Annotated in this window: 21 protein-coding genes, 2 tRNA genes and 5 pseudogenes; 11 read left to right on the plus strand and 17 right to left on the minus strand. The window is 53.0% G+C overall.

Features of this window, described 5'->3' with window-relative positions; translation table 11 throughout:
• Positions 1-86: 86 nt before the first annotated feature.
• The 4 genes from NM96_01570 to NM96_01585 all read right to left on the minus strand — a co-directional run bounded on the left by NM96_01570 (position 87) and on the right by NM96_01585 (position 2,166).
• Complete coding sequence (locus tag NM96_01570; protein AVR78219.1) at positions 87-737, minus strand: oxygen-insensitive NAD(P)H-dependent nitroreductase NfsB; 651 nt, start codon at positions 735-737, stop codon at positions 87-89.
• 173 nt (positions 738-910) lie between these two features.
• Positions 911-986 (minus strand) — tRNA-Asn (locus NM96_01575).
• 111 nt (positions 987-1,097) lie between these two features.
• The gene (locus NM96_01580) at positions 1,098-1,592 is read right to left on the minus strand and encodes a NemA protein (GenBank protein ID AVR78220.1); all 495 of its coding nucleotides are present in this window, start codon (positions 1,590-1,592) and stop codon (positions 1,098-1,100) included.
• 100 nt (positions 1,593-1,692) lie between these two features.
• Positions 1,693-2,166 (minus strand): iron-sulfur cluster repair protein DnrN, encoded by a 474-nt coding sequence (locus NM96_01585; protein ID AVR78221.1) that lies wholly within the window; start codon positions 2,164-2,166, stop codon positions 1,693-1,695.
• Positions 2,167-2,400: 234 nt separating this feature from the next.
• Here NM96_01585 and cysT point away from each other — a divergent pair, with 234 nt between their 5' ends.
• The 4 genes from cysT to NM96_01605 all read left to right on the plus strand — a co-directional run bounded on the left by cysT (position 2,401) and on the right by NM96_01605 (position 6,543).
• The gene (gene cysT / locus NM96_01590) at positions 2,401-3,237 is read left to right on the plus strand and encodes a sulfate ABC transporter permease subunit CysT (GenBank protein ID AVR78222.1); all 837 of its coding nucleotides are present in this window, start codon (positions 2,401-2,403) and stop codon (positions 3,235-3,237) included.
• A 264-nt stretch (positions 3,238-3,501) separates the two neighbouring features.
• The gene (gene cysW, locus NM96_01595; GenBank protein ID AVR78223.1) at positions 3,502-4,362 is read left to right on the plus strand and encodes a sulfate ABC transporter permease subunit CysW; all 861 of its coding nucleotides are present in this window, start codon (positions 3,502-3,504) and stop codon (positions 4,360-4,362) included.
• Positions 4,359-5,432 (plus strand): sulfate ABC transporter ATP-binding protein, encoded by a 1,074-nt coding sequence (locus tag NM96_01600; protein AVR78224.1) that lies wholly within the window; start codon positions 4,359-4,361, stop codon positions 5,430-5,432. The genes cysW and NM96_01600 overlap by 4 nt, the downstream gene beginning before the upstream one ends.
• A gap of 145 nt (positions 5,433-5,577) precedes the next feature.
• Positions 5,578-6,543 carry an IS30 family transposase gene (locus NM96_01605; protein ID AVR78225.1) on the plus strand — a complete coding sequence of 322 codons (966 nt, stop codon included), beginning with the start codon at positions 5,578-5,580 and terminating at the stop codon, positions 6,541-6,543.
• A gap of 63 nt (positions 6,544-6,606) precedes the next feature.
• On the opposite strand, the gene hisD is transcribed toward NM96_01605, so the two are convergent.
• The 3 genes from hisD to NM96_01620 form a co-directional block, all read right to left on the minus strand.
• Positions 6,607-7,899: a histidinol dehydrogenase gene (gene hisD, locus NM96_01610; GenBank protein ID AVR78226.1), complete on the minus strand. Its 1,293-nt coding sequence runs from the start codon at positions 7,897-7,899 to the stop codon at positions 6,607-6,609.
• Positions 7,896-8,774, minus strand: coding sequence for an endonuclease (locus NM96_01615; GenBank protein ID AVR78227.1), 879 nt, complete (start codon positions 8,772-8,774; stop codon positions 7,896-7,898). The genes hisD and NM96_01615 overlap by 4 nt, the downstream gene beginning before the upstream one ends.
• 103 nt (positions 8,775-8,877) lie before the next feature.
• Positions 8,878-9,531 (minus strand): ATP phosphoribosyltransferase, encoded by a 654-nt coding sequence (locus NM96_01620; protein ID AVR78228.1) that lies wholly within the window; start codon positions 9,529-9,531, stop codon positions 8,878-8,880.
• 93 nt (positions 9,532-9,624) lie between these two features.
• On the opposite strand from NM96_01620, the pseudogene NM96_01625 reads away from it, so the two are divergent.
• Positions 9,625-9,732 (plus strand): annotated as a pseudogene (locus tag NM96_01625) (IS5/IS1182 family transposase).
• Between the two features lie 79 nt (positions 9,733-9,811).
• On the opposite strand, the gene NM96_01630 reads toward NM96_01625, so the two are convergent.
• Complete coding sequence (locus NM96_01630) at positions 9,812-10,531, minus strand: SCO family protein (protein ID AVR80232.1); 720 nt, start codon at positions 10,529-10,531, stop codon at positions 9,812-9,814.
• A pseudogene (locus tag NM96_01635) lies at positions 10,522-10,757 on the minus strand (hypothetical protein). The gene NM96_01630 and the pseudogene NM96_01635 overlap by 10 nt, the downstream one beginning before the upstream one ends.
• A gap of 57 nt (positions 10,758-10,814) precedes the next feature.
• Between NM96_01635 and NM96_01640 the strand changes: the two are divergent.
• The 6 genes and pseudogenes from NM96_01640 to NM96_01665 all read left to right on the plus strand — a co-directional run bounded on the left by NM96_01640 (position 10,815) and on the right by NM96_01665 (position 13,862).
• Positions 10,815-10,899, plus strand: a tRNA-Leu gene (locus tag NM96_01640).
• Positions 10,900-11,114: 215 nt separating this feature from the next.
• Positions 11,115-12,094 (plus strand): annotated as a pseudogene (locus NM96_01645) (integrase).
• 1 nt (position 12,095) lies between these two features.
• Positions 12,096-12,296: pseudogene (locus NM96_01650) on the plus strand (helicase).
• Between the two features lie 364 nt (positions 12,297-12,660).
• Positions 12,661-13,063, plus strand: a pseudogene (locus NM96_01655) (transposase).
• 170 nt (positions 13,064-13,233) lie between these two features.
• Positions 13,234-13,548, plus strand: coding sequence for a hypothetical protein (locus NM96_01660; protein ID AVR78229.1), 315 nt, complete (start codon positions 13,234-13,236; stop codon positions 13,546-13,548).
• 14 nt (positions 13,549-13,562) lie between these two features.
• The gene (locus tag NM96_01665; protein AVR78230.1) at positions 13,563-13,862 is read left to right on the plus strand and encodes an IS3 family transposase; all 300 of its coding nucleotides are present in this window, start codon (positions 13,563-13,565) and stop codon (positions 13,860-13,862) included.
• Between the two features lie 74 nt (positions 13,863-13,936).
• Here the strand turns inward: NM96_01665 and NM96_01670 are convergent, their stop codons facing one another.
• From NM96_01670 to NM96_01705, 8 genes are all read right to left on the minus strand, one after another.
• Positions 13,937-14,431, minus strand: a complete 495-nt coding sequence (locus NM96_01670) for a copper-binding protein (protein ID AVR78231.1) — start codon at positions 14,429-14,431, stop codon at positions 13,937-13,939.
• Positions 14,428-15,258: a hypothetical protein gene (locus NM96_01675; GenBank protein AVR78232.1), complete on the minus strand. Its 831-nt coding sequence runs from the start codon at positions 15,256-15,258 to the stop codon at positions 14,428-14,430. Before NM96_01675 ends, NM96_01670 begins: the two co-directional genes overlap by 4 nt.
• Positions 15,255-16,151 carry an ABC transporter ATP-binding protein gene (locus tag NM96_01680; protein AVR78233.1) on the minus strand — a complete coding sequence of 299 codons (897 nt, stop codon included), beginning with the start codon at positions 16,149-16,151 and terminating at the stop codon, positions 15,255-15,257. Before NM96_01680 ends, NM96_01675 begins: the two co-directional genes overlap by 4 nt.
• A gap of 269 nt (positions 16,152-16,420) precedes the next feature.
• On the minus strand, positions 16,421-17,776 hold the full coding sequence (locus tag NM96_01685; GenBank protein AVR78234.1) for a nitrous oxide reductase family maturation protein NosD: 1,356 nt from the start codon (positions 17,774-17,776) through the stop codon (positions 16,421-16,423).
• Between the two features lie 209 nt (positions 17,777-17,985).
• Positions 17,986-19,956, minus strand: a complete 1,971-nt coding sequence (gene nosZ, locus NM96_01690; protein ID AVR78235.1) for a TAT-dependent nitrous-oxide reductase — start codon at positions 19,954-19,956, stop codon at positions 17,986-17,988.
• 120 nt (positions 19,957-20,076) lie between these two features.
• On the minus strand, positions 20,077-22,350 hold the full coding sequence (locus NM96_01695) for a regulatory protein NosR (GenBank protein AVR80233.1): 2,274 nt from the start codon (positions 22,348-22,350) through the stop codon (positions 20,077-20,079).
• Between the two features lie 423 nt (positions 22,351-22,773).
• On the minus strand, positions 22,774-23,649 hold the full coding sequence (locus tag NM96_01700) for an acetyl-CoA carboxylase carboxyltransferase subunit beta (GenBank protein AVR78236.1): 876 nt from the start codon (positions 23,647-23,649) through the stop codon (positions 22,774-22,776).
• Positions 23,650-23,708: 59 nt separating this feature from the next.
• On the minus strand, positions 23,709-24,494 hold the full coding sequence (locus tag NM96_01705; GenBank protein ID AVR78237.1) for a tryptophan synthase subunit alpha: 786 nt from the start codon (positions 24,492-24,494) through the stop codon (positions 23,709-23,711).
• Positions 24,495-24,521 lie beyond the last annotated feature (27 nt).

Genomic DNA, 24,521 nt, shown 5'->3' on the forward strand with positions numbered 1-24,521 from the left:
AAACAGGATGTGATGACGCAAAAAGGTCGTCTGAAACCCTCTATCTGAAGGTTTCAGACGACCTATTGCCGTTTCATCATTTTTTTTTAGATTTTGGTAAAGATGGCTTCGTTTTCAAAACGCGATTTTGGCAGCGCAGCGTTGAAATCATCTGCGGCACGGTAGCCGAAGGAGACGACGGCGACGGCTTTGTAGCCTTTTTCGGTCAAACCGAATTCCTCATTCAAAACCTGCAAATCCACGCCTTCCATCGGCACGGCGTCGATGCCTGCTGCGGCAGCGGCGAATAGGGTGAAGCCTATGTTGAGATAGACTTGTTTGGCAAGCCATTGCTCTTCATCTTGGATTTGGTTGCGGTGGATGCCCAAGAACAAGCGGCGGGTAGAGTCGCCGGCCTGCTTGGCTTCTTCCGTAGCAAAACGTCCATCTTTGTCTTCTTGTGCCAATACGGCGGCGACATAATCATCGTCGGCGCAAACGCGGGCGGTGAAGACGACGACGTGGGAGGCATGAGTAATTTTTGGGGCGTTGTAAGGGAGTTTTTCGGTGGATTTGGCAATGCGCGCTTTGCCCGCTTCATCATCGGCGATGATGAAGTGCCACGGCTGCATATTGACACTGGAGGGGCTGTTGCGCAGGGCGGCTTCGATATGGGCGAAGTCTTCGGCAGCGATTTTTTTGGACGGGTCGAAAGATTTGGTGCTGTATCGTTGGCGGACGATTTCGGTAATATTCATGATTTATTGCCTCTTTATAAAAAAAGAAAAACAGATTATAGGAAGGTCGTCTGAAAGGAGCAATCAGGCAAATCTTAATACTTTAGACGATAGGAAGACTTTTATTTTTCGCCGATTGAAGATAATAAGTACATGCAAAAAAGCCTGAACAAATTGTTCAGGCTTTTTAAATTTGGCTCCCCGACCTGGGCTCGAACCAGGGACCTGCGGATTAACAGTCCGTCGCTCTACCGACTGAGCTATCGGGGAATGGGGCGTATTATATAGCCCTGAAAAAAAGTGTCAACTAAAATTTTAACTGACGAAACGGCAGCATTTCAAATATTTGAATGGTAAGTATATTATTTTGACTTTATTCCATTAATATTTTGCGCTGATTAATTTCCCGTTTTTAAATACCTGTTGCTGCATGACGTTGCCGTTGTAGGCATATACGGCTAATGAACCGTCATACGGTGTGGCGCGGAATTGTAGCAGCCGGTCGCGGGGCAAGGGGTAGGGGTCGGTGCGTTTCCTGCTGTTGTCGCTGTAGAAATCCTGTACCAGATATTCATGATTGTGCCTGCTGATTAATTGCCGATAGTAACCGCCCTTGACGGGGCTGTCGGCAGGGTTGCCCTGTGCGTCAAAGTAAGTAACGATTTGTTCCTCGATAATATGGATACCGCCGTTGTTTTTAGGGATACGGTTTTCCCTTTTGTCGATGCCGACGGGAATATTGACAGAGGTACCTAATCCGATATGGCTGCCTATAGCTGTTCCCAAGCCGAGGCCTACCGACATGCGGGGCGAGTTTGCGGTGCAGGCGGTCAGGATGAAGGCGGATAGCGATAACGCGGTGGCAATAGGCTTCATAAGATAATTCTCATGGGTTGAATATCCATATAAAACAATTATATATTATAGATTGGCATAGGTAAAAAAATATCGGCGGCTAGATAGCCGCCGATATTTTTTATGAAGCTAAGATGCGTGGGAACAGGATTTCGTTCTCCAAGTGGATATGTTCTTCCAAATCGTCCGACAGTTCTTGTGCCAACGCATATAACCTTTGCTGGTCTTTGTCGGCGTTTTGCGACGGAGTGAAATGATTGGTCAGGGTTTTCAACTGCGCCAGTGCACGGTCGTGTTCTTCGTGTTCGTGCATCATGACATTAACCGGCATGGCGGCACGGCTGCCCAAGCCTTGTTTTGCCATCGGGAACAACATACGTTCTTCCTTCATCATGTGCATCAGCAGCTCGTTTTGGATGTATTCGAGCAGTTCCGGCAGTTCGGCAGGGAAGCCGTCGGGCGAGGTTGAGGCGATTTTATGCGCCAAGGGGACAAGCTCTTCAAGTTGTGCGCGGTGGGTATTGTGATAGCGGCTGATGACATGGTCTATCACGGTATTTACGGGGGAAACTTCCCAAACGGTCAAATCGGTCATGGCGGTATTCCTGAATTTAGTCGTTTTCAGACGACGTTTAAGGTTTGTGGTAAAGATTGATATTGTATGAATGTATTCGAAGCATACACCCCGCGCGGGCGGATGTACAGTTTTCGGCCTTGTTTCACGCAATACTTATAACCAATTTTTCTTTGCCGGAAACAAACCATTCTTTCCGTTTTTCAGATGACCCCGTTAAAGTGGCAGCATCTTCTTTTTCCCTTCCGAGCGACCATGTTATTACTCAAAACGCCCAGCGTACTGCCCGGCTTCAAAATCAGCCTCGGCCTGACCGTATTGTGCCTGTCGCTTCTGGTGGTTTTACCGTTTGCGATGATGGCGGCGAAAGCGGCGGAAATCGGCTGGGGTGGCTTTTGGAACACGATTGCCGAGCCGAACGTGTTGGCGGCGGTGTGGCTGAGTTTGCGGATGTCGTTTTATGCGATGCTGACCAATGTCGTGTTCGGCACGCTGGTGGCGTGGGTGTTGGTGCGCTATGAATTTCCGCTCAAGGGGCTGGTGAACGCACTGGTCGATTTGCCGTTTGCGCTGCCGACGGCGGTTACGGGCATCGCGTTGGCGACCCTGTATGCGCCCAACGGTTGGATAGGCCGTTTTTTCGAGCCTTTGGGCATCAAAATCGCGTTTACGCCCGTCGGCATTTGGATTGCGCTGGTCGTCGTCAGCCTGCCCTTTATCGTCCGCGCCGTGCAGCCGGTATTGGAGGAATTGTCGGGCGAATATGAGGAAGCGGCGGCGACTTTGGGGGCAAACCGCTTCACGACGTTCCGCCGCGTGCTGCTGCCGGAAATCACGCCGGCGCTCTTAACCGGCGCGGGCATGATGTTCGCGCGGGCAACGGGGGAATACGGCTCGGTGATTTTCATCGCGGGCAACATTCCGATGGTTTCCGAAATCCTGCCGCTGATTATTACGGGCAAGCTGGAACAGTTCGACGTACAGGGCGCATCGGCGGTGGCGTTGTTTATGCTGCTGGTTTCGTTTGTGATTCTGTTTGCGCTGAACGTGATGCAGTGGGCGTTGAGCAGGCGTTCGGGAGCAAAGGGTTGAGGGGTCGTCTGAAAACCTGAACTACGCTGTTGCCGTCATTCCCGCGCAGGCGGGAATCCATTGGTGAATTTCGGCTGCCTTATTGATTTTCTGTTTTCCTATTGCCGTGCGATGGATTCCCGCCTGCGCGGGAATGACGGCAGCTAGACGCTTTTTGCTCTCTTAATCAATAAAAGGTCGTCTGAAAACAAATCCTCCCCACGAAAACGGTTTTTCAGACGACCTCCAAACACCTTAAACAACAAACCAGAGAACACCACCGCCATGAAACCCTATTCCGCCAATCCCAACCTGACCGAACCGCGCTGGCTGCGCGTGCTGCTGACCGCCGTCGCGCTGGGGTTCCTGCTGCTGATGCTGGTCGTCCCGCTCGTCGCCGTATTTTACGAGGCGCTGAAAGGCGGTTGGGATTTGTACCTGCAATCCCTTACCGACCCCGAAGCGTGGGCAGCGATCAAGCTCACCCTGATTACCGCTGCGGTGGTCGTTCCCGTCAATGCCGTCTTGGGCGTGGCGATGGCGTGGCTGCTGACCCGTTTCGACTTCCGCGGCAAGCAGTTGCTGACCACCCTGCTCGATTTGCCGTTTTCCGTATCGCCTGTGGTTGCCGGTTTGATGTTCGTCTTATTGTTCGGCGCGCACACGGCATTGGGCGGCTGGCTGGAAGCGCAAGGCATACAGATTATCTTCGCCATCCCCGGCATTATTTTGGCGACACTGTTCGTTACCTTCCCCTTTGTCGCGCGCGAAATCATCCCGCTGATGCAGGCGCAGGGCGACAGCGAAGAACAAGCCGCGCTGATTCTCGGCGCAAGCGGCTGGCAGATGTTTTGGCGCGTTACCCTGCCCAACATCAAATGGGCGCTGCTCTACGGCATCATCCTCACCAACGCCCGCGCGATGGGCGAGTTCGGCGCAGTCAGCGTAGTATCGGGACACATACGCGGCGAAACCAACACCATCCCGCTTTTGGTCGAAATCTTCTACAACGAATACAACTTCACCGGCGCATTCGCCCTCTCCGGCGTATTGGCACTTTTAGCACTGGCGACGCTGGCGGTGCAGAACATCATCACAAAATTACAAGATAAAAAACTCGCCGCCGCCGAAAGGAACGCAGCATGAGCATCACCATCCAAAACCTAAACAAACACTTCGGCAATTTCCACGCGCTGAAAAACATCAACCTCAACGTCCCCACCGGCAAACTCGTTTCCCTGCTCGGCCCTTCCGGCTGCGGCAAAACCACGCTCCTGCGCATCATTGCCGGACTGGAAAACGCCGACGGTGGCAATATCCTGTTTGACGGGCAAGACGTAACCGCCAAGCATGTGCGCGAGCGTAAAGTCGGTTTTGTGTTCCAACACTACGCCCTCTTCCGCCACATGAACGTGTTTGACAACGTCGCCTTCGGTTTGACCGTATTGCCCAAGTCCGAACGCCCGTCCAAAGAACAAATCCGCACCAAAGTCGAAGAATTGTTGAAGCTCGTACAACTCTCCCATCTCGCCAAATCCTATCCGCACCAGCTCTCCGGCGGCCAACGCCAACGCATCGCCCTCGCCCGCGCCCTCGCGGTCGAACCCAAACTCCTGCTTCTGGACGAACCCTTCGGCGCGCTGGATGCCAAAGTACGCAAAGAATTGCGTACCTGGCTGCGCGACATCCATCACAACTTGGGCGTAACCAGCATTCTGGTTACCCACGACCAAGAAGAAGCCCTTGAAGTTTCCGACGAAATCGTCGTTATGAACCACGGCAAAATCGAACAAACCGGCAGCGCCGAAGCCATTTACCGCAAACCCGAAAACGCCTTCGTTACCGAATTTCTCGGCGAGACCGACGCCTTCGAAGGCAGAATCGAAAAAGGCATCTGGCACTACAACGGCTTCGCGTGGAAATTGGACGCGCAATACAAATGGCAGGAACAAACCGCCACCGGCTACATCCGCCCGCACGAATGGCAGCTCGCTGCCGAACACGAAACCCCGATGATCCGCGCCGAAATCGAAAAAATCCACGCCGTCGGCGCCCTGACGCACGTTTTGGTGAAACACGGCAAACAGGACGTACACATCACGCTGGCAGGCAGCGACGCTTCTCGGCTGGATTTGACCGCAGGGCGGGAATTGGCATTGGTGCCGAAACAGGTTTATGTGTTTTCTCAAAACGAGTTGATTGAATATTTGATTTGATGAGGAAGAGATAACGAAAGGTCGTCTGAAAATCCTAAAAACAGGTTTTCAGACGACGGCGGATTCGCATTTGAAGTGCAACTTTCCATAACAGAAAAAGGCCAGTATGCGGTAGCATACGGCCTTTCCTGCAAGAAAGATTGCCATGAGCTACACACAACTGACCCAAGACGAACGATACCATATCCAATACCTGTCCCGCCACTGCACCATCGCCGAAATCGCCAAACAACTTAACCGCCACAAAAGCACCATCAGCCGAGAAATCAAGCGACACTGCATCCAAGGACAGCAATACAGCGCCGAAAAAGCACAGAAGCAAAGCCGGCTGACCAAACAGCACCGGCGAAAACCCTATAAGCTCGATTCGCAGCTGATTCAACACATCGACACCCTTATCCGCCGCAAACTCAGTCCCGAACAAGTATGCGCCTACCTGCATAAACACCACGGGATCACACTCCATCACAGCACCGTTTACCGCTACCTTCGCCAAGACAAAAGCAACGGCGGCACTTTGTGGCAACATCTCAGAATATGCAGCAAACCCTACCGCAAACGCTACGGCAGCACATGGACCAGAGGCAAAGTGCCCGACCGCGTCGGCATAGAAAACCGACCTGCTATCGTCGACCAGAAAACCCGCATCGGCGATTGGGAGGCCGACACCATCGTCGGCAAAAATCAGAAAAGCGCGTTATTGACCTTGGTCGAACGCGTTACCCGCTACACCATCATCTGCAAATTAAAGAACTTAAAAGCCGAAGACACTGCCCGGGCGGCCATTAGGGTATTAAAGGCACATAAAGCCAGAGTCCACACCATCACCATGGATAACGGCAAAGAGTTCTACCAACACACCAAAATAGCCAAAGCATTAAAGGCGGAAACCTATTTTTGCCGCCCTTACCATTCTTGGGAGAAAGGGCTGAATGAGAACACCAATGGACTCATCCGGCAATATTTCCCCAAACAAACCGATTTCCGAAATATCAGCGATCGGGAGATACGCAGGGTTCAAGATGAGTTGAACCACCGGCCAAGAAAAACACTTGGCTACGAAACGCCAAGTGTTTTATTCTTGAATCTGTTCAAACCACTGATACACTAGTGTTGCACTTGAAATCCGAATCCAAGGACCTTTGCTTTTTGATGGATGGCGGGTTCGCCCGAATCAGTCTTTCAACCTGAATTCCGCTGAGCGCGCGTGGGCGGTCAGGCTTTCGCCGTGTGCCAACACGCTGGCGGTTTTGCCCAGTTTCTGCGCGCCTTGTTCGGAGACTTGGATCAGGCTGGAGCGTTTTTGGAAGTCGTAAGTGCCCAGCGGCGAGGAGAAGCGGGCGGTACGGCTGGTGGGCAGGACGTGGTTGGGGCCGGCGCAGTAGTCGCCGAGGCTTTCGCTGGTGTAGCGTCCCATGAAAATCGCGCCGGCGTGGCGGATTTTTTTCGCCCATTGCTGCGGGTTTTCTACCGACAATTCCAAGTGTTCGGGGGAAATGTAGTTGGCGATTTCGCAGGCTTCGTCCAAGTCTTTGGCGAGTATCATCGCGCCCCTGTTGCCGAGCGAGGCTTCGATGATGTCGCGGCGGGGCATGGTTGCTATGAGGCGGTTCATGGCGGCTTGAACTTCGTCGAGATAGGGCTGCGACGTGCCGATAAGGATGGCTTGGGCGATTTCGTCGTGTTCGGCTTGGCTGAACAAATCCATCGCCACCCAGTCGGCGGGCGTGGTGCCGTCGGCGATGACGAGGATTTCAGACGGCCCCGCCACCATGTCGATACCGACGACGCCGAACACGCGGCGTTTGGCGGCGGCGACGAAGGCGTTGCCCGGGCCGGTGATTTTATCGACCTGCGGTACGGACTCGGTGCCGTAGGCGAGGGCGGCAACCGCCTGCGCGCCGCCGACGGTGAAGACTTTAGTAACGCCCGCAACGAAGGCGGCGGCAAGCACGATGTCGTTGCGTTCGCCTTTGGGCGTGGGGACGACCATGATGATTTCTTTCACACCTGCGACATGGGCGGGCATGGCGTTCATGATGACGGAACTCGGATACGCCGCTTTGCCGCCGGGAACGTAAATGCCGACGCGGTCGAGCGGTGTAATCTGTTGTCCCAACCGCGTGCCGTCTTCGTCTTCGTACGTCCAAGATTCCATTTTTTGGCGTTGGTGGTAGCTTTCGACCCGTTCGGCAGCAGTTTTCAAGGCCGTCTGAATTTCGGGCTGCAAACGCTCAAACGCGGCCTGCAAATCGTCTTGAGTGAGAATGAGGTCGGCTATGGTTTGGGCGGATGTGCCGTCGAAGCGGTTGGTGTATTCAATGAGCGCCGCATCGCCGCGCTTCTGCACGTCGGCGCAGATGTCGGCGACGATGTGGTCGATTTCGGGATTCTGAGCGGTTTCAAAAGCCAGCAGGGCTTTGAGCTCGGCTTGGAAATCGGGCGATTGGGTGTTGAGTTTTTTCATGATTTGGGATTCTCCTTTGATATTTTTGGACTTGGGGTCGTCTGAATATTTTTTTGTTCAGTCTCGGTTTTGGGTCTGATATACGCTTTTTCTCCCCCGCTACCAAACTTCAATTCGGGCAGGCATTTTTGTTGCAGGCCGAGTTTGGCTAATACCTCTTCGCTACGAGAGGTGGTATGGAAACGGTAACGGGTTTGTTTTCTGCCGTTTTTGGTTTCTTCAAGCGTTTCGAAACCGTCCACCTCATACGCGCTGACAACAGCGTTTTGCAGCGCGGTGTGAATGCCGATAACGTATTTCACTTTTGACGCGGCATCTTTGCCGATAACCCAGTTGCCCAACGTACGCGATTTGAGGTTGGCATCGTCTTGGTTGTCGAAGCGGTAGTCGGCTTCTTCGTCGGTATCCAAGTCCAAAGCGTCTTGGATTTTGACGGCAAGAACCAGTCCGTCGGGATTTAGGTCGTCAAGCGGGCAGGGCGTGAATTTGAAGCGGCTGTCGAGTTCTTCCGCGCTGATGCCGCCTGCGCCGCATCCGGCAGATTGGTTTTTGAATTTTTTGCCGACAACGGATTTGACGAAATGAATCAGGGCAGATTCAGCGGCTAGCGCTTCGACTTCAGTCAGATGATAGCTGATGATATGGCGGCCGAGTTTCTTACATTTGGCGATGGCTTTGCGTGCCGGCACGTCAATGTCGCCGTCTTGCGAACGGGCGGCTTGTTCATGCTCGAAGATGCGGTTGTCGCAGCCTTTGCCGATGTAGAGGATTTTGTCTTTTTTCAGGTCGGTCAGGCAATAGACGTAAAACCGACGCTCGCCGTTATTTAATACGGAAAGGGTTGAATCTGAAAATTTTTTTATTTTTGCAGCCATTTTAAATCCTCCTATACAGTTTACTGCCGGTGATATTTTCAGACGACCTGTCGGCGGAAACGGCTAGGGTCGTCTGAAAACGCATCTTCATTCAAATGAACGCTCACCCCGCCTTCGCTGCGCTGCCGAACGCCTGAATAATCGGCTCCAGCAGCGCGTGTTTCGTTTTCAATGTGGCTTTGTTGACCACCAGACGGCTGGAAATATCGACAACGTGTTCGACCGCTTCCAAGCCGTTTGCCTTAAGCGTGTTGCCGGTGGAGACCAAATCGACGATGGCGTCGCTCAAACCGACCAGCGGTGCAAGCTCCATTGAGCCGTAGAGTTTGATGATGTCGACGTGTACGCCTTTGCCGGCGAAATGCTCGGCGGCGATGTTGGGGTATTTCGTCGCGATGCGCAGGCGGCTGCCGGGCTGCGAGGCGGCGGCGTAGTCGAAACCCTTGCGGACGGCGACCATCATGCGGCATTCGGCGATGTGCAAATCCAGCGGCTGATAAAGCCCGCTGCCGCCGTGTTCGATTAAAACGTCTTTGCCCGCGATGCCGAAGTCTGCCGCGCCGTATTGGACGTAAGTCGGTACATCGGTGGCGCGGACGATGACGAGGCGGATGTTTTCATGGTTGGTGCCGATAATCAGCTTGCGCGATTTTTCGGGCGCTTCGGCAGGAATGATGCCCGCCGCCGCCAAAAGCGGCAGCGTTTCTTCAAAGATGCGCCCTTTGGACAGGGCGATGGTCAGCGTGTTTTCAGTCATTGTTGTTGTGTGCCGTCAGACTTCGAACCTGTATCAAGCAGGCGGTCTGACTTTCTCCATTGTATAGTGGGTTAACTTTAAACCAGTACGGCGTTGCCTCGCCTTAGCTCAAAGAGAACGATTCTCTAAGGTGCTGAAGCACCAAGTGAATCGGTTCCGTACTGTCTGTACTGTCTGCGGCTTCGTCGCCTTGTCCTGATTTAGTTAATCCACTATATGTTTCAGATGGGAAAAAGGTCGTCTGAAAACCGCGACCGGCATTCAGACGACCTCATGTGGATCAAAGCAGTTTTTTGATGTCGGCGGCAATGGTTGCCGGTTCGCTGCCGTAAGGCGAGAAAATCGCCACTTCGCCGTTTTTGTCGATCAGATACGCGCCGGAAGAGTGGTCAACCAAATAGTTTTCACTGTCTTCCTTCTGAACCACTTTGGCGGAAACCACGCGGTATTGCTGTTTGATGACCGGCAGGCTTTGGTCGCCTGTCGCAGTCAGACCGATAAATTCAGGATTGAACTGCTTGACGTATTTGCTGATGACTTCAGGCGTGTCGCGCTCGGGGTCGATGCTGGCAAATACCACTTTCACATCTTTCGCCTGATCGCCCAATTGTTTCAATGTGTCGCTGTAAGTCAGCAATTCGGTCGGACAAACGTCGGGGCAGTGCGTATAACCGAAGGACAGGATCACGACTTTGCCTTTCAGGTCGCTTAAGCTGAACGGCTTGCCGTCGCCGTCGGTCAGCGTGAAATCGCCGCCGATGTCCTCTTTACGCATATCCGTTCCCGGACCTTGCGGTTTGGGAGCGGCAGCAGCATTAAGCGAGGTCGTTTCAGGAGAAGAAGCAGGCGTTGCGGCTGGGGCGGACGCTGTTGAAGAAGCAGCTGAAGCTGGTGCAGGATTTTGCTCCGGCGTTTTGGCTTCAGGTTTGCAGGCAGTAAGTGCGGTAAGGGCGAATGCGCCCAAAATAGCGGTACGGATTGCAGTAGGCATCATAAAAATTCTCCAATGCAAATATGGTGTGTGAACGTCGTCTGAAAATAAAAAATGAAACGAACGCTGCCATCTTAGCGCGTTTGCAACATTTAATATAGCGGTTTATGCCGTTTTTCGGCTGAAAATGAATGATGTTTGATATAAGTGGAAAGAGTAGAATGCGTCAGGAACAAAATAAAATAAATTTAATGTTTTTAAAAATCAAAAATATAAGCAATATATCTGCAAACAAGGCAAGATTTTGCTTTACAAGCCCGAATACGCCGCTATAATAGCGACTTCTTCACCAGCCCAGGTGGCGAAATTGGTAGACGCAGGGGACTCAAAATCCCCCGCCGCAAGGTGTGTCGGTTCGAGTCCGACCCTGGGCACCACAATAAACCGCTTATCAGCGGTTATTTTTTTGCCTGTCGCAGCCTAACACCGTAAACCAAAGCCAAGAAAGATAAGGCTTTCCGCTGGTTTCGGTATCTTTGCATCATATAATCCTGCCTATTTCTGCCTAATTGAAGTAACCTAAAATTTACGGTATCTTTTGCGGTATCTGAAAAATACCTCGAAAAAAATACCTCGAAAAAATACCGTAAAAATGAAGCTGAACGACCGCCAAATCAAAAACGCCAAACCCGCCGAAAAACCGTTCAAGCTCAATGACGGGAAGGGCTTGTATCTGTATATCAATACGGGCGGCGGGAAGTTATGGCGGTTTGATTTTTCGTATAACGGCAAACGTAAAACGCTTTCAATCGGCAAATATCCGACCGTATCACTGGTAGAAGCCCGCCAAGCCGCTGTCAGTAATACCTTTCGGAACATTGCCGCCGAATGGCACAAACACCGTGAAACGGGATTGACAGGCAATCACGCCGCCCGTGTATGGGACAGTTTGGGAAAGGACGTTTTCCCCACGCTGGGCAGCTTGTCTATCAGTGAAATCAAAGTCAGTCAGGTAAAAGAAGTGATTGAAGCGGTGGCGGCAAGGGGAGCACTTGAAACGGCGGGCGGATATTGCGGCGTATCAAGTCTGTTTTCACTTATGCGATACGGACGGAACGGGCGGAAAACAATCCCGCTGTTCCATTGGGAGGTTTAATCAAAGCCCCAAAGCAGAAACATCAGCCCGCCTTGCCGCAATCGGAACTGATCGAGTTTTACCGCCGTTTGATGTTGAAACAAGCCAAACAGCAAACAAAAATAGCCATGCAGTTAATCATGCTGACCCTCGTCAGAAATAAAGAGCTTAGGGCGGCGGAATGGTCGGAATTTGATTTAGACGGGACAGAGTGGAGCATACCCGCCGCCAAGATGAAGATGAAAGCCCCGCATATCGTCTCCCCCTTGCCGATTGGACGCTTGAACTTTTGGCAGAACTGAAGGAACTGACAGGACATAGCCGTTATCTGTTCCCATTGGTAAAAGACCCTGACGAGCATATTGAGTGAAAACACCCTATCTTACTTGATGGGCAGAATGGGCTATAAGGGCGTAGCAACGCCCCACGGTTTCAGAAGTCTAGCCACAGACGTATTGAATGAAAACGGTTTTAACAGCGACGTAGTAGAGCGACAGTTTGCCCAGCGGCGAAACCATCACGGCAGACGGCAAAACCCACACCGTCATCTACAACGGCGACACTAGCCAAGCGGCGGCATACCGACCAAACTGAGAGCTTACCGATTGGCAGCAAAGTATCGCCCGATACGCAGCGGGAAACAGCCGCCTATGCTTGGCATTGGGCACGTCCTTTGCTGCTCCCTTGCTATCCCTGTTGGACAATAAACCGCTTATCAGCGGTTATTTTTTTGTCTATCGCAGTCTAACACCGTAAACTAAAACCAAAATGGACAGGGTTTTCAGACGGTTTCGGTATCTGTAAATCATATAATCCCGTCTATTCCTACCTAATTGAATCAACCGTTTTCATGGGTATAATTTGGGGTTTCTGAAATACCCCGAAAATATATTCAAAAATGCCCCCGGTGTCCGTCAATAAAGTAATCGCGGGTTAAAGTTGTATCTAAATGAAATCTCTTAATTTCAAAACATTGTTAGGCTTTTCAACTTAATCTGTTTTTCTTGTCTTTTGATACGGCAGATACGAAAAGGTCGTCTGAAAACCTGATGGATAAGGTGAACTGCACCCCAAAAGTTGGACATCCCCTCCAACTCATAAGGTGCAGTTTTTTTATGAGCAAATATACATTACACTTCAAATACCAAGCCGTACTCCACTACCTGCACATACGCAGCCAGCAGCGTACCGCAGACCACTACGGCATTTCCCGAACCCACCTGAGACGATGGATACGCGCCTATCAAGAAGGCGGTATCGGCGCACTCGAACATCCCCAATCCAAAACCATACCCCAACATCGAAAAAACCCCTTCATCGCAGATAAACCCGACCAAGAAAAAACACAGGCAGAGCTTATCGAAGAGTTGTGCTATATGGGCGCAGAGGTCGCCTACCTAAAGGAGTTAAAAGCCCTCAGCCAAAAGCAGACCGAAAAGGACAAAGCCAAACCGTCCAAACACTGAGGGCGCAACACCCGCTCAAATACCTGCTGCACATCGCAAACCTGCCCAAAAGCAGCTTTTACTACCACCACCAAGACCGACCCGACCCCGACGCAGCCGACAAAGCCCTCCTCGTCGAAACCTACCGGCGGCATAAAGAACGCTACGGGCAAAGGCGCATTGCCGCAGCATTGGGTTGGAACCGCAAAAAAGCGGCGCGGTTGATGAAGCAGTTGGAACTGAAAGCCCTCATACGGGCGAAAAAAGCCTACCGCCATCCCGCTATGGGCGAAATATCGGAAAACCTCCTCAAACGCCGGTTCAAAGCCCGAAAGCCCAACGAAAAATGGCTGACCGACGTTACCGAACTCAAAGGGAAGGACGGCAAACTGTACCTCTCGCCAATCTTGGACTTGTTCAACCGCGAGATCGTCGCCTACGCCATGAGCCGCAGAGCCGACAGCGAAATGGTGAAGGAAATGCTCGAAAAAGCCGCCCCCGTCTGACTGCTAAAGGAACGATGCTTCATTCGGACCAAGGTGTGCTGTACCGTACGGCGGGGTATAGGGAATTGCTTGCGGAGCATTCCATGGTTCAAAGCATGTCGCGTAAGGCGAACTGCTGGGACAATGCGCCGATGGAAAGCTTCTTTGCGGTGTTGAAGACGGAGTGTTTCTATAACGCAGGTGAATTGACGGTGGACGAATTGATGAAGCAGATAGATGACTATATGGATTACTACAACCGGGAGCGTTGCAGTTTGAAATTGAAAAAGCTGAGTCCTGTCGCATACAGAACCCAGCTTGCACAGAGCGCCTGAATAGGCTTTTATGAGTGTCCAAGATTTGGGGGCCAGTTCAAAGGTTTTCAGACGACCTTTTTGATGAGAAGGGATTATTTGAAGATGTAGGAATCGGGCATTTCGTCGAAGCTGACGACGCGGCCGCCTTTTTCTTTGGCAAATTTCTCTGCTTGGGCTTTGTCGGCGAAGGGGAGGGCGTCTTCCGCACCCATGCCGCCGATGAAGCCGCTTTCGATGACGTAGTAGGCTTTTTTGCCGTCTATCCATGCGGTATCAGCATTGGGTTTGCTCCAGTCTTTGACTTTGCCCATGTCGGTAACGTAGATGACGTGGATGCCTTTAGGCTCTTCGGGCAGCTTGGTGTAGCCGAACATCTGTTTGATGGTGGAGAACCAGACGGGGCGGTCGGGTTTGCCGTTGAGGTAGATTTGGGCTTTGGGGCCGTTGTGTTCGGTCAGGTTCATGCTGCAATAGTGCCCCACGGCGCGGTCGCTGATTTGCTGAGGCTCAGGCGGCGGGGTGTCATCCTCTTTGGGACAGGCACTCAGGAGCAGGGCGGCGAGGAGCGCAGGTAAAATCTTTTTCATATTTGTCGCTTTCCAAAAATTCTTGCTGCCAAGATAAGGGGAATAATAACCCATAATATCTGCGCGGTCAGCAATACGGGCATGGTCAGGCTGATTTGTTCGCTCAAACCTGCCATGCCTGCGTACATGGCGGTGTTCTCGTAACCGGTCAGGTTGAGCAGGCGGTAGATGTCGGTGGGGTTGAAAAGGAGGACGGTTTCGACGACGGGTGCGGTAATTGTTTGCTGGGTATCGGCGACGAGGATACCCAAAAGCGCCATGTCGAAGATGACGACGAAAAACAGCCAAACGCCAATGGCGATACCGGCGGCGGTGCCGCGTTCTTTCACTTTCGCGCTGATGAGGTAGCCCATGGACAGGAATGCGGCGCCCAAGATAACGCTGGCGGCAATCAGCAGGGCAAAGGGTTTCCACGCGGCGATGTCGAAGCTGCCGTTGGCGAGTTGGAGCGTGATGCCCGCGATTCCGTAGCCTGCGGTGGTGGCGAGGGCGAGGATGATGAGGTGTCCGATGAATTTTCCGGCAAGGATTTGGTTGCGGGAAACGGGGTAGCTCAACAGCAGCGCCATGGTGCCGCGTTCGATTTCGCCGATAAGGGAATCGTAGGAGAGGAGCATGGCGATGAGCGGAATCAGGAAGATGGACAGGCTGGAGAGGCTGACGACGGTTACGGTCAGCGGATCGACTTTAACCGAGCCTGTGGGCGAGCTGCCGAGGAAGCCCAATGAGAGGGCGAGGGCGGCGAGCAGGACGGAGGCGGCGAGTACCCAGCGGTTGCGCAGGCTGTCGCGGACTTCTTTTCCGGTGATAATCCAAACGGGGTTCATACGTCCTCCCTTTTTAAGAATTGTGCGTACATGTCGTCGAGTGTGGGTGTGTGGATGTCGAGGTAGGCGAGGTCGGACAGGTTGCCCAGTTCGCTGAGTAATGCCATGCGTTCTTCAGCCTGACATTGCGCCTGATAACTGAGGTCGTCTGAAAGCGGCTGCCAGCGTTCGCTTAACGGACGCGGGGATTTGAGGCGGATGTTGACGGTGAGGGGGAGTCCGCTTTGGACGTGCAGCTCGTCCATGCTGCCGTCGGCGACTTTGACGCCGTTTTTCATGACGACGATGCGGTCGGCGTGGCCGTCGAGTTCGGCGAGGGCGTGGGTGCTGAGGAGGACGGTGGCGCCGCGTCCGTTGAGTTCGCGCACGACTTCGTAAAACATTTGGCGCGAGGCGGGGTCGAGGCCTGTGGTGGGTTCGTCAAACAGCAATACTTTGGGTTCTCCGAGCAAGGCTTGGGCGAGGGCGAGGCGTTGGCGCATACCTTTGGAGTAGGTGCCGACGCGGCGGCGGGCGGCTTGGGAAATGCCGACGCGCTCGAGGAGTTCATGGTTTTTGGTAAGCGGCTGTTTTTTGAGTTTTGCGTAGAAATTGAGGGTTTCGATGCCGCTGAGAGAAGGGTGTAGCGCGACGGTTTCGGGCAGGTAGCCGATTTGGCTGCGTAACTGCGCGCCTGCTTTGCTGCCGGTGCGCTCGCCCAGCAGCATGACTTCGCCTTCGGTGGGGGTAATCAGCCCGAGTATCAATTTGATGAGCGTGGATTTGCCTGCGCCGTTGTGTCCGGCAAGACCGACACTTTCGCCTGCCTTCAAGACTAAATCGACTTGGTTGACGGCTTTTTGTGCGCCGAAGCGTTTGGTTACGTTTCTCAATTCGACATGGTGTGCGCTCATGAGTGCTTCCTTGTGTGGATTGGGTTTCAGACGACGTTGAGGGTCGTCTGAAAAGGGCGTTCTTTGTATGGGGTCGTCTGAAAAGGGGGTTTCAGACGACGTTGGTGATGGATTGGCGTTTTTGACTGTTACCTGCGTTGAGGGTTGCACGGTATTTGCGGCGGATGCCCGTTGGTACGGCAATGAGGGGCAAACCCTTGCTACGGCGGGGTTTCAAGGTCGTCTGAAGAGTTTTCAGACGACGTTGGGGACGTGTTTGCCGGTTCCACTTAGTTCAATGAGCCGTTTTCGGCATCGCTCCATTCGGACTGATGGGTTTTGGCTTCTTGCAACAGTTGTTCTTTCATGGCTTCGTATTTGGTGGTGGTTTTGTTGCTGCCTGCCTTCATCAGCGGTTTGCTGTCGATCACGCCGCCGGGGAGGATGGCGGGGAACTGCGATTGCGCCCATTTGACGATGCTGATGGCGGGGCTGTTCATCAGGAGGCGGGAAACAGGCGCGCGCCAGATGATTTGGTCGATGATGCCGTTGGGACGGTACGCGCTGTCGCCGAAGCCGTCGCCGTCGAGGTCGAACGCGCTGTTGTCGCTCCAGTAGTTGCCGCGCCCGCCTTCGCCCCAGTCAAGAAAACGTGTGCTGACGTATTTGACTTGGCTTTCGTTGTTGATGAAGGCGTTGTCGGAAAGGGTGGTGCCTTCGATGGCGGCGGTGAAGTGGATGCCGATTTGGCAGTTTTCAAAATGGTTGGCGACGATTTTGTTGTAGTTGGCGTTGTAGGCGAAAACGCATTTGCCGGCTTTGTTGATGATGTTGTCGTGGATGTCGGAATAGTTGACGTAGTTGAGCATGATGCCTTGGTCGCGGCTGCCGACGGCGATGTTGCCGTACACGTTGAGACGGTCGGAGAACATCAAAACGTAGCCCATGTTGTTGCCGACGGAAATGTTGCCGCTGACTTCGCTGTCGTTGGTGTACATGTAGTGGACGGCGAAACGCAGGTCGCTGAAGCGGTTGTTTTTATAGGTGTTGTTTTTGCTGGTGTTGGAGAAAATGCCGTCGCGGCCTTTGGAAATGTCGTTACTGACGACTTGCGCGCCGGGGGCGTTCCAGACGGTTACGCCGTTGCCGCGTTCGTTGACGCGCAGGGTGGAGTCGCCGACGATTTTGTTCTCGCGCACCATGGATTCGGCAGAACCGTGGATATACACGCCGACGGAGTTGTCGAGGATGTTGTTGTGTTCGATTAAGGCGCGGGGGGCGGTTTCTTCGAGGTAGATGCCGGCGTCCATGGCGGGCAGGCTCATGCCGGAACGGGTGACGGTGAGGTTGCGCAGGGTAACGTCGGGGGCGATGACGGCAATGGTGCGGCCGGTGCGGTCGCCTTCGATTTTGGCGGACCGGTCGGCAGGGCCTTCGATGGTGATGGGTTTGTCGATAAGCAGTTTGGTTTTGTAAGTGCCGGAGGCGAGCTTGAGCGTATCGCCTGCCTGCGCGCGCGCGATGACTTCGGGGAGGTTGTCGGTAGGGGAAACGTCGATGGTGGCTGCAAAGGTCGTCTGAATCATGCCGCCGAACATAAATGTCAGGACAGCGCGTCGCCATGTTTTGAATTGGGGTGTGTGCATGGAGTTCCTCTGATTCGTGCGGTGTGCGTCGGCACGGTGATGCCTGCCTGTGAGGGCCGTGTTTTTGTTTTATAGCGGAACAGTCTGTTGCGTCCAAACGGTTCTGCTATAAAAGGTCGTCTGAAAACGAGGGCAGCGGGTTTCGCTAAGACCTGAAAGTTTTTTCAGACGACCTTTCCGTTAAGTCAGTGATAAACCGTCAAACCCGATTATCGGGGTTTAACGATCATTTGACCGGACATTTCCATGTGCAGGGCGTGGCAGAACCATTGGCAGTAGTACCAGTGTACGCCCGGACGGACGGCTTTGAAGGTTACCGATTGGGTAGCTTGCGGGCCGATTTCCATGGCGATGCCGTAGCCTTCCAAAGTGAAGCCGTGGGTCAAGTCTTCGATGGTTTCGACGTTGGTCACATATACGGTTACTTCGTCGCCTTGGTTGACTTCGAATTGCGGGATGCTGTACGCAGGCGCAACGGCAGTCATGTATACGCGGACTTTGTTGCCCTCGCGGATGACTTTGGCGGCTTTTTCCAGCTCGACACCGTCTTTTTTCGCCTGTTCCACAGCATCTTGCCAGAACCATGGGTCTTTGCGGTCCCAGGTTTTTTTCGGATTGACTTTGGAAGCGGCAACCAGACACAGGTCATGCGGTTCGGCAAAGGTCGGGTTGTCGTGTACCAGGCGCATTTCGTCGCCGGAAATGTCGATCAACTGGTCGCATTCCGGTTTCAGCGGGCCGGCGTTGAGGAAGCGGTCTTTGGAGAATTTGTTCAAAGATACCAGCCATTTGCCGTCGGCTTCCTTGGTTTCGCCCATGGTCGTATGGTTGTGGCCGGGTTGGTAGTGAACGTCGAGTTTCTGTTTGATCGGATCCACTTTTTCGCCTTTGTAGGCTTTGATGGCGTCGTCGATGTTCCATTTGACCATTTGGCTGTCGATAAACAGCGTAGTGTAGGCGTTGCCGCGGCCGTCAAACGCGGTGTGTAAAGGACCGAGACCCAGTTGGGGTTCGGCGACAACCACGTCGCGCTCTTTGATTTTGCCGGCGAACAAATCGTCCAGTTTGCTGACGTCCAATACGGTAACGGTCGGAGACAGTTTACCGTTGAGCATGATGTATTTGCCGTCAGGGGAAGCGTTACAGCCGTGCGGAGAGTTCGGCACGGGGATGTAGCGGGTGTAAGGGGAATTGGCTTCTGCGCGGCCGTCCAGCATTTTCACGCCGTTGACTTCTTTGAAGTCGCCTTTTTTGATGCCTTCTTCGATGGCGGCAAGATTGAAGACTACGCACCAGTCTTGCTCGTTGGAAGAAGCACCTTGTACGGTCAGGGCGCGTTCGGAGTTGTAGCAGGTGGAGAAGGAGTATTTGCCTTGGTAGTCGGCATCGCCGTTGTCCAAGTTGCCGTCCACCAATACTTGCCATGCGATGTCCATGGTTTCGCCGTCAATGGCGGTATAAACGGCATTCCAAGTTTTGGCGTCGTTCCAAGTACCCACGCCACTTACCGGTACGATGTGTTCGCCGTTGGCAAAGACATAGCCGGTTTTCGGATAACGTTGCGGACGCAGACCGTGTACACCGGAAACGTTAGGGATTTCGGTGATTTTGTCGGTTTTCATGAAGTCCAGGCGGACGCGGCAAACGCGGTTGTTTGCTTTGTCGTTGGCATACGCGTAGCGGCCGTCGTAAGTTTGGTCGGTAAACGACAAGTGAGGGTGGTGCAAGTCGCCGTTAGGGTAGCAGCGCAGGCCGCTGTCTTTCAGGAACTGGTTGGTTTCCGGTGTATTTTTTTCATTCAAAATACGCAGGCTCTCGTTGGTACGGCCCCAACCGGTCGCGCTGTCCATGTTGAACACGGGGATACGCATCAGTTCGCGCATGGAAGGTACGCCGATCAAGCGCATTTCGCCCGATTGGCCGCCGGAGAGGAAGCCGTAGTATTGGTCGAGTTCGCCCGGACCGACTTCGGAAGTCTGTTTGCCCGGTTCGGCAGAGGCATGAGACTCGGTTTTGGCGGCAGGCGCAGCACCTGAAGCGGCGGCTTTATCGCCACCCTCTTTGGAACAGCCCGCCAAACCCAACAGACCGGCGCCGGCAATACCTGCGCCTGAAACGGCGGCAGTACCTAAGAATGAACGACGGCTTAAGCCGTTTTGTTCTAATTTTTCGTCTGACATACAACACTCCTTGGATAAAATTCGGCAGCCGGCGTTTTCAGACGACCTGCCGATTGAAAAAACGTATTTATGTTTATAAGTGTGGGTACGGTTGACCCGGTATTTCTTTAGGGTTTCAGATTATTCGCCGGCTTTAGGGGCGGTTTCTTTTTTCACAAACTGCACAACCTGCTCCCCAGGCTGCTGTTTTGCAGATGCGGTTTCGGGGTCGGCTTTTGCCGCCGCCTGTTTTTGTTTTTTCTTGTTGGTTGCCACAACTTGCGGGCAACGTGTGTCATGGTGATACATGACTTGGCAGTGCAGGCACTGGATACATTCGTTCGGATGGATGTCGCCTTCCGGTGCAATCGCCTGAACGGGGCATTCGTGCGTACAGATTTGGCAAGGGTTGCCGCACATTTTGTAGCGGCGAAGCCAGTCGAATACGCGGAAGCGGCCGGGTAGGGCGATGCCCGCGCCCAATGGGCACAGATAGCGGCAGAAGAAGCGTTCGATAAACAGGCCGGCAACCAAAAGGGTAACGGCAAACGCGACAAACCACCATTCGCGGACGAATTTCAAAATAATCGCCGTTTTAAAGGGTTCTACCTCTGCGAATTTTTCCGCCGTGCCCAAATCGTACAGGGAAATTGCCAACAATGCGAAGAAAATGACGTATTTAATCGCAGTCAGGCGCGTGTGCAGCAGGTGCGGCACGGTAATCTGTTTCACGCCCAATTTTTTGGCGATACGGTTGGTCAACTCTTGCAGCGAACCGAAGGGGCAGAGCCAGCCGCAGAATGTACCGCGGTTCCACAGCAGCATGGTTGCGGCGGTAAACAGCCACAGGATGAACACAATCGGATCCATCAGGAAGAAGTCCCAACGGAATTCGGTCAGGATGGCGGAGAACAGTGTCAGCGTATTGACGACCGACAGTTGCGCCTGAGCGTACCAACCGATATAGAACAGGGTAAATGTCAGGAATACCAGGCGGAAGCGGTCGTACCATTTCTCATAGCGGACAATCCAGTCTTGGAACAGGAAGACCAAAAGCAGGATGGTCAAGGCGATGCCGACTACGGCGATTTGTCCCTGTTTCGCTTTCCACACCTGTTTCCAGAGTTGGTTGGATGCACCGTCGTTTGAAGAGGCTTCAGAGGCTTCTTCGGCTATGCCTTTGGTGTCTGAGGCTTGGTCGGCGGCAGGAGCGGCTGCCGGTTCGACTGGCGCGCTGATTTCGACAGGCGGTGCTTTCGGGTCATCGACATAGTAACCTTGAGGCAGCTCGTAATCCAAATCGGCGGTTACGAACGCTTTGTCGTTTACGCTCAGTACGCGTTGAACCATCAACTGCAAACGCCAAGGTTCGGCAGCATCGAATTCCACACCTTCGGGAATCGTAAACCAAGATACTTCTTTAAAGTGGGGCGCGCCTTCGGCTGCCAAATCAACCAAGCGTTCGTGTTGCGCGTCAGTAAAGCGGAAGCTGTTTTCGCCTTGAATCATCTCGATACGGTCGAAAATACCGCCGCGGACATAGCCCGAACCTTTCCAAGAATAACGGCCTTCACCGGCAACCAAGACAGCTTGTTGACCCGGTTGCAGACGGTTTTGCAGGTTTTTCCAACCTTCCTCGCCCAACAGGCTTTTGCCGATGGAAGGCTGGCTGACTACGGCAGTGTACAAATCGATAAAGGTATCGTCGCCTGCGCCTTGTTCGGCGTGTTCGGCAACACCTGCTTTGCCGCCTTTTTCAAACAGCTTGTTGATTTCGTCAACAGTAATGTGCAGATGACCGATGGCTTTTTGTTCCAGCAGCGCATTCCAAGATTGGATGTCCTGTTTGTCAGGGTTGACAGCGCGGCGAGGTCGGGTTTGAGCCGCAGGTGCGGCAGCCTGTTGCGTATCCGCAGCATTGGCGGAGGTCGTCTGAACGGTTTTGTCAGTGCCCAAACCATATTTGCCGGCAACAACTTTGAACGAACGCTGGATGCTGTCGTTAATCACCATCAGCGTAACGGTCGCGCCGCTGATGATGTCCCCGGGTGCAACACCCGGAGTAGGCGGATTTTTAATAAAATTCAAACCGATATACTTATTGATGAATTTATCCACACGCGACTGCGGGATACCAATAAGCATAATCGGCTCATGGTGATCGACCAGCTTCGCACCGGCGATCGTTCCGTCGTTGGCCAAAGCCATCATCGTATCAATCGGTTTGCTCGAATAGCCGCGTGTATTGACCACGTCCGTCGTGATATACACCAAGCCCAACTGCTCGTTGCCCTTATAAACACGGGCAACCATAGGCTTGCCTTCAGGCTTGCCATAACGGTCTGCACCCGGAAAAATTTCCGAAGGCTGGACTTTTGACAGGAAGTCAGGCAAACGCTCGGCGTAAGCGGGCAGTGTCGAAAACAATAGGACAAATACGGCAAACATCGCCAGCATCGTATTCAAGATGCCTGATGTGTGTTTCGTTTTTAGGCAGGACATGGCTGTTCCCGATTATTCGATACTCTAAACATTAACATTATATGAATCCATTATTTGCAATAATTTGACCTATGTCAAATTTACAAATCTTAAAACCAGATTTGGAGGGTATGTAATACTTTATAAGTATATGGATATGGGTCTGATTTCATTACAAATAGAAATAGAAAACAAAGTGATTATATGCTTTTGCCTGCTTCTAGATGTCTTGGTTTGGATTGATTATTAGTTGAAATAAACATATGTATTGAATGAGGGCTATCTAAATAAAGAGATCGTCTGAAAACCGAAAAATCAGTTTTCAGACGACCTTTGTTTAGCTCAAACCTCCCCGGTTTAAGCAGCGTTGACTTTGTCTTCGCGGCGCAGCAGGGTAATCAGGTCGCTGATGCGCTGTTTCATGCTGCGGCGGTCGACGATTTGGTCGATAGCGCCTTTTTCCAGCAGGAACTCTGCGCGTTGGAAGCCTTCGGGCAAAGTTTCGCGGACGGTTTGTTCAATAACGCGAGGGCCGGCAAAGCCGATAAGGGCGTTGGGTTCGGCAAGCACGACATCGCCGAGGAAGGCGAAGCTGGCGGATACGCCGCCCATGGTCGGGTCGGTCAGGACGGAGATGAACGGCAGGCGTTTTTCAGTCAGAAGATGCAATGCCGCGCTGGTTTTGGTCATCTGCATCAATGAGTTGACACCTTCCTGCATACGCGCACCGCCCGATGCGGCAACGCAGATGAAAGAGCAGTTGTCGGCTACGGCGCGGCGTACGCCTTGAACGAAGCGTTCGCCGACGACGGAACCCATAGAGCCGCCGATAAAGCGGAATTCGAAGGCGGCAATCACGACGGGCAGGCCGTTCATAAAGCCTTTCATCACGACCAACGCATCATCTTCGCCGGTGGCTTTGCGCGCTGCGGCCAAGCGTTCGGGATATTTTTTGCTGTCTTTGAATTTCAGCGGGTCGGTCGGTTTGATATTGGCGGCGATTTCTTCGCGACCTTCCTCGTCCAAAAGCAAATTGAGGCGTTCGCGCGCGGAAAGCGGGTTGTGGTGGTTACATTTCGGGCAAACTTGGTCGTTTTGCTGAAGTTCGGTCGAGTAGATGGTTGCCGAGCAGGAAGGGCATTTGTGCCACAGGCCTTCGGGAACGTTGGACGAGCCTTCGCTTTTACTGCGGTTTTTGATTTTGGGCGGTAGGATTTTGTCTAACCAACTCATGGATGACTCCTTGGAATTCGGGATTCAGACGACCTTTGCGTGTGTTTTCGGAAAAGGCCTTAACGGATTGCGTCTTTTAATTCTTTTACCAACGCGCCGACGGCTTCTGCTTCGCGGCCTGCGTTATTTTCAATTTCTTTGACGATGCGGCTGCCGACGATGACGGCATCGGCAACGGCACCGATTTTGCGCGCGCTTTCGGCGTTGCTGATACCGAAGCCGACACCGATCGGGATGTCGATATACTTGCGCAAAAGCTCTATTTTACGCGAAACTTCTTCGGTATCCAAACTTGCCGCGCCAGTAACGCCTTTGAGCGAAACATAATAGACAAAGCCGCCTGCAACGCGGGCGATGGTTTGGATACGCTCTTCGGTCGTGGTCGGGGCAATCAGGAAGATGCAGTCGATACCGCGCGCTTTGAGTTCGTCGTGCAGCGGGGTGATGGTTTCGACAGGGGAATCAACGGTCAGCACGCCGTCCACGCCCGCTTCGGCAGCCGCTTGGGCAAATGCCTGATAACCCATTTTATGAATCGGGTTCAGATAACCCATCAGGACGACGGGCGTGTTGCCGTTTGTTTCACGGAAGCGGCGTACGATGTTCAATACGTCGTTGAGGGAAACTTTGTTTGCCAACGCACGCTCGGCGGCGCGCTGGATGGTCGGACCGTCCGCCATCGGGTCGGAAAAGGGAACGCCCAATTCCAGGATGTCGGCGCCGTTTTCAACCAAACTGTGCATCAGCGCAAGCGTGGTATCGAGATCGGGATTGCCTACGGTAATATAGGGAATCAGGGCTTTTGCGCCGTCAAGCGCGGCAAAGGTTTGCTGGATTCTGCTCATCTTGATTTCTCGTTTCCGTAACGGCTG

Source organism: Neisseria mucosa (assembly GCA_003028315.1).
Taxonomy (GTDB): Bacteria; Pseudomonadota; Gammaproteobacteria; order Burkholderiales; family Neisseriaceae; genus Neisseria; species Neisseria mucosa.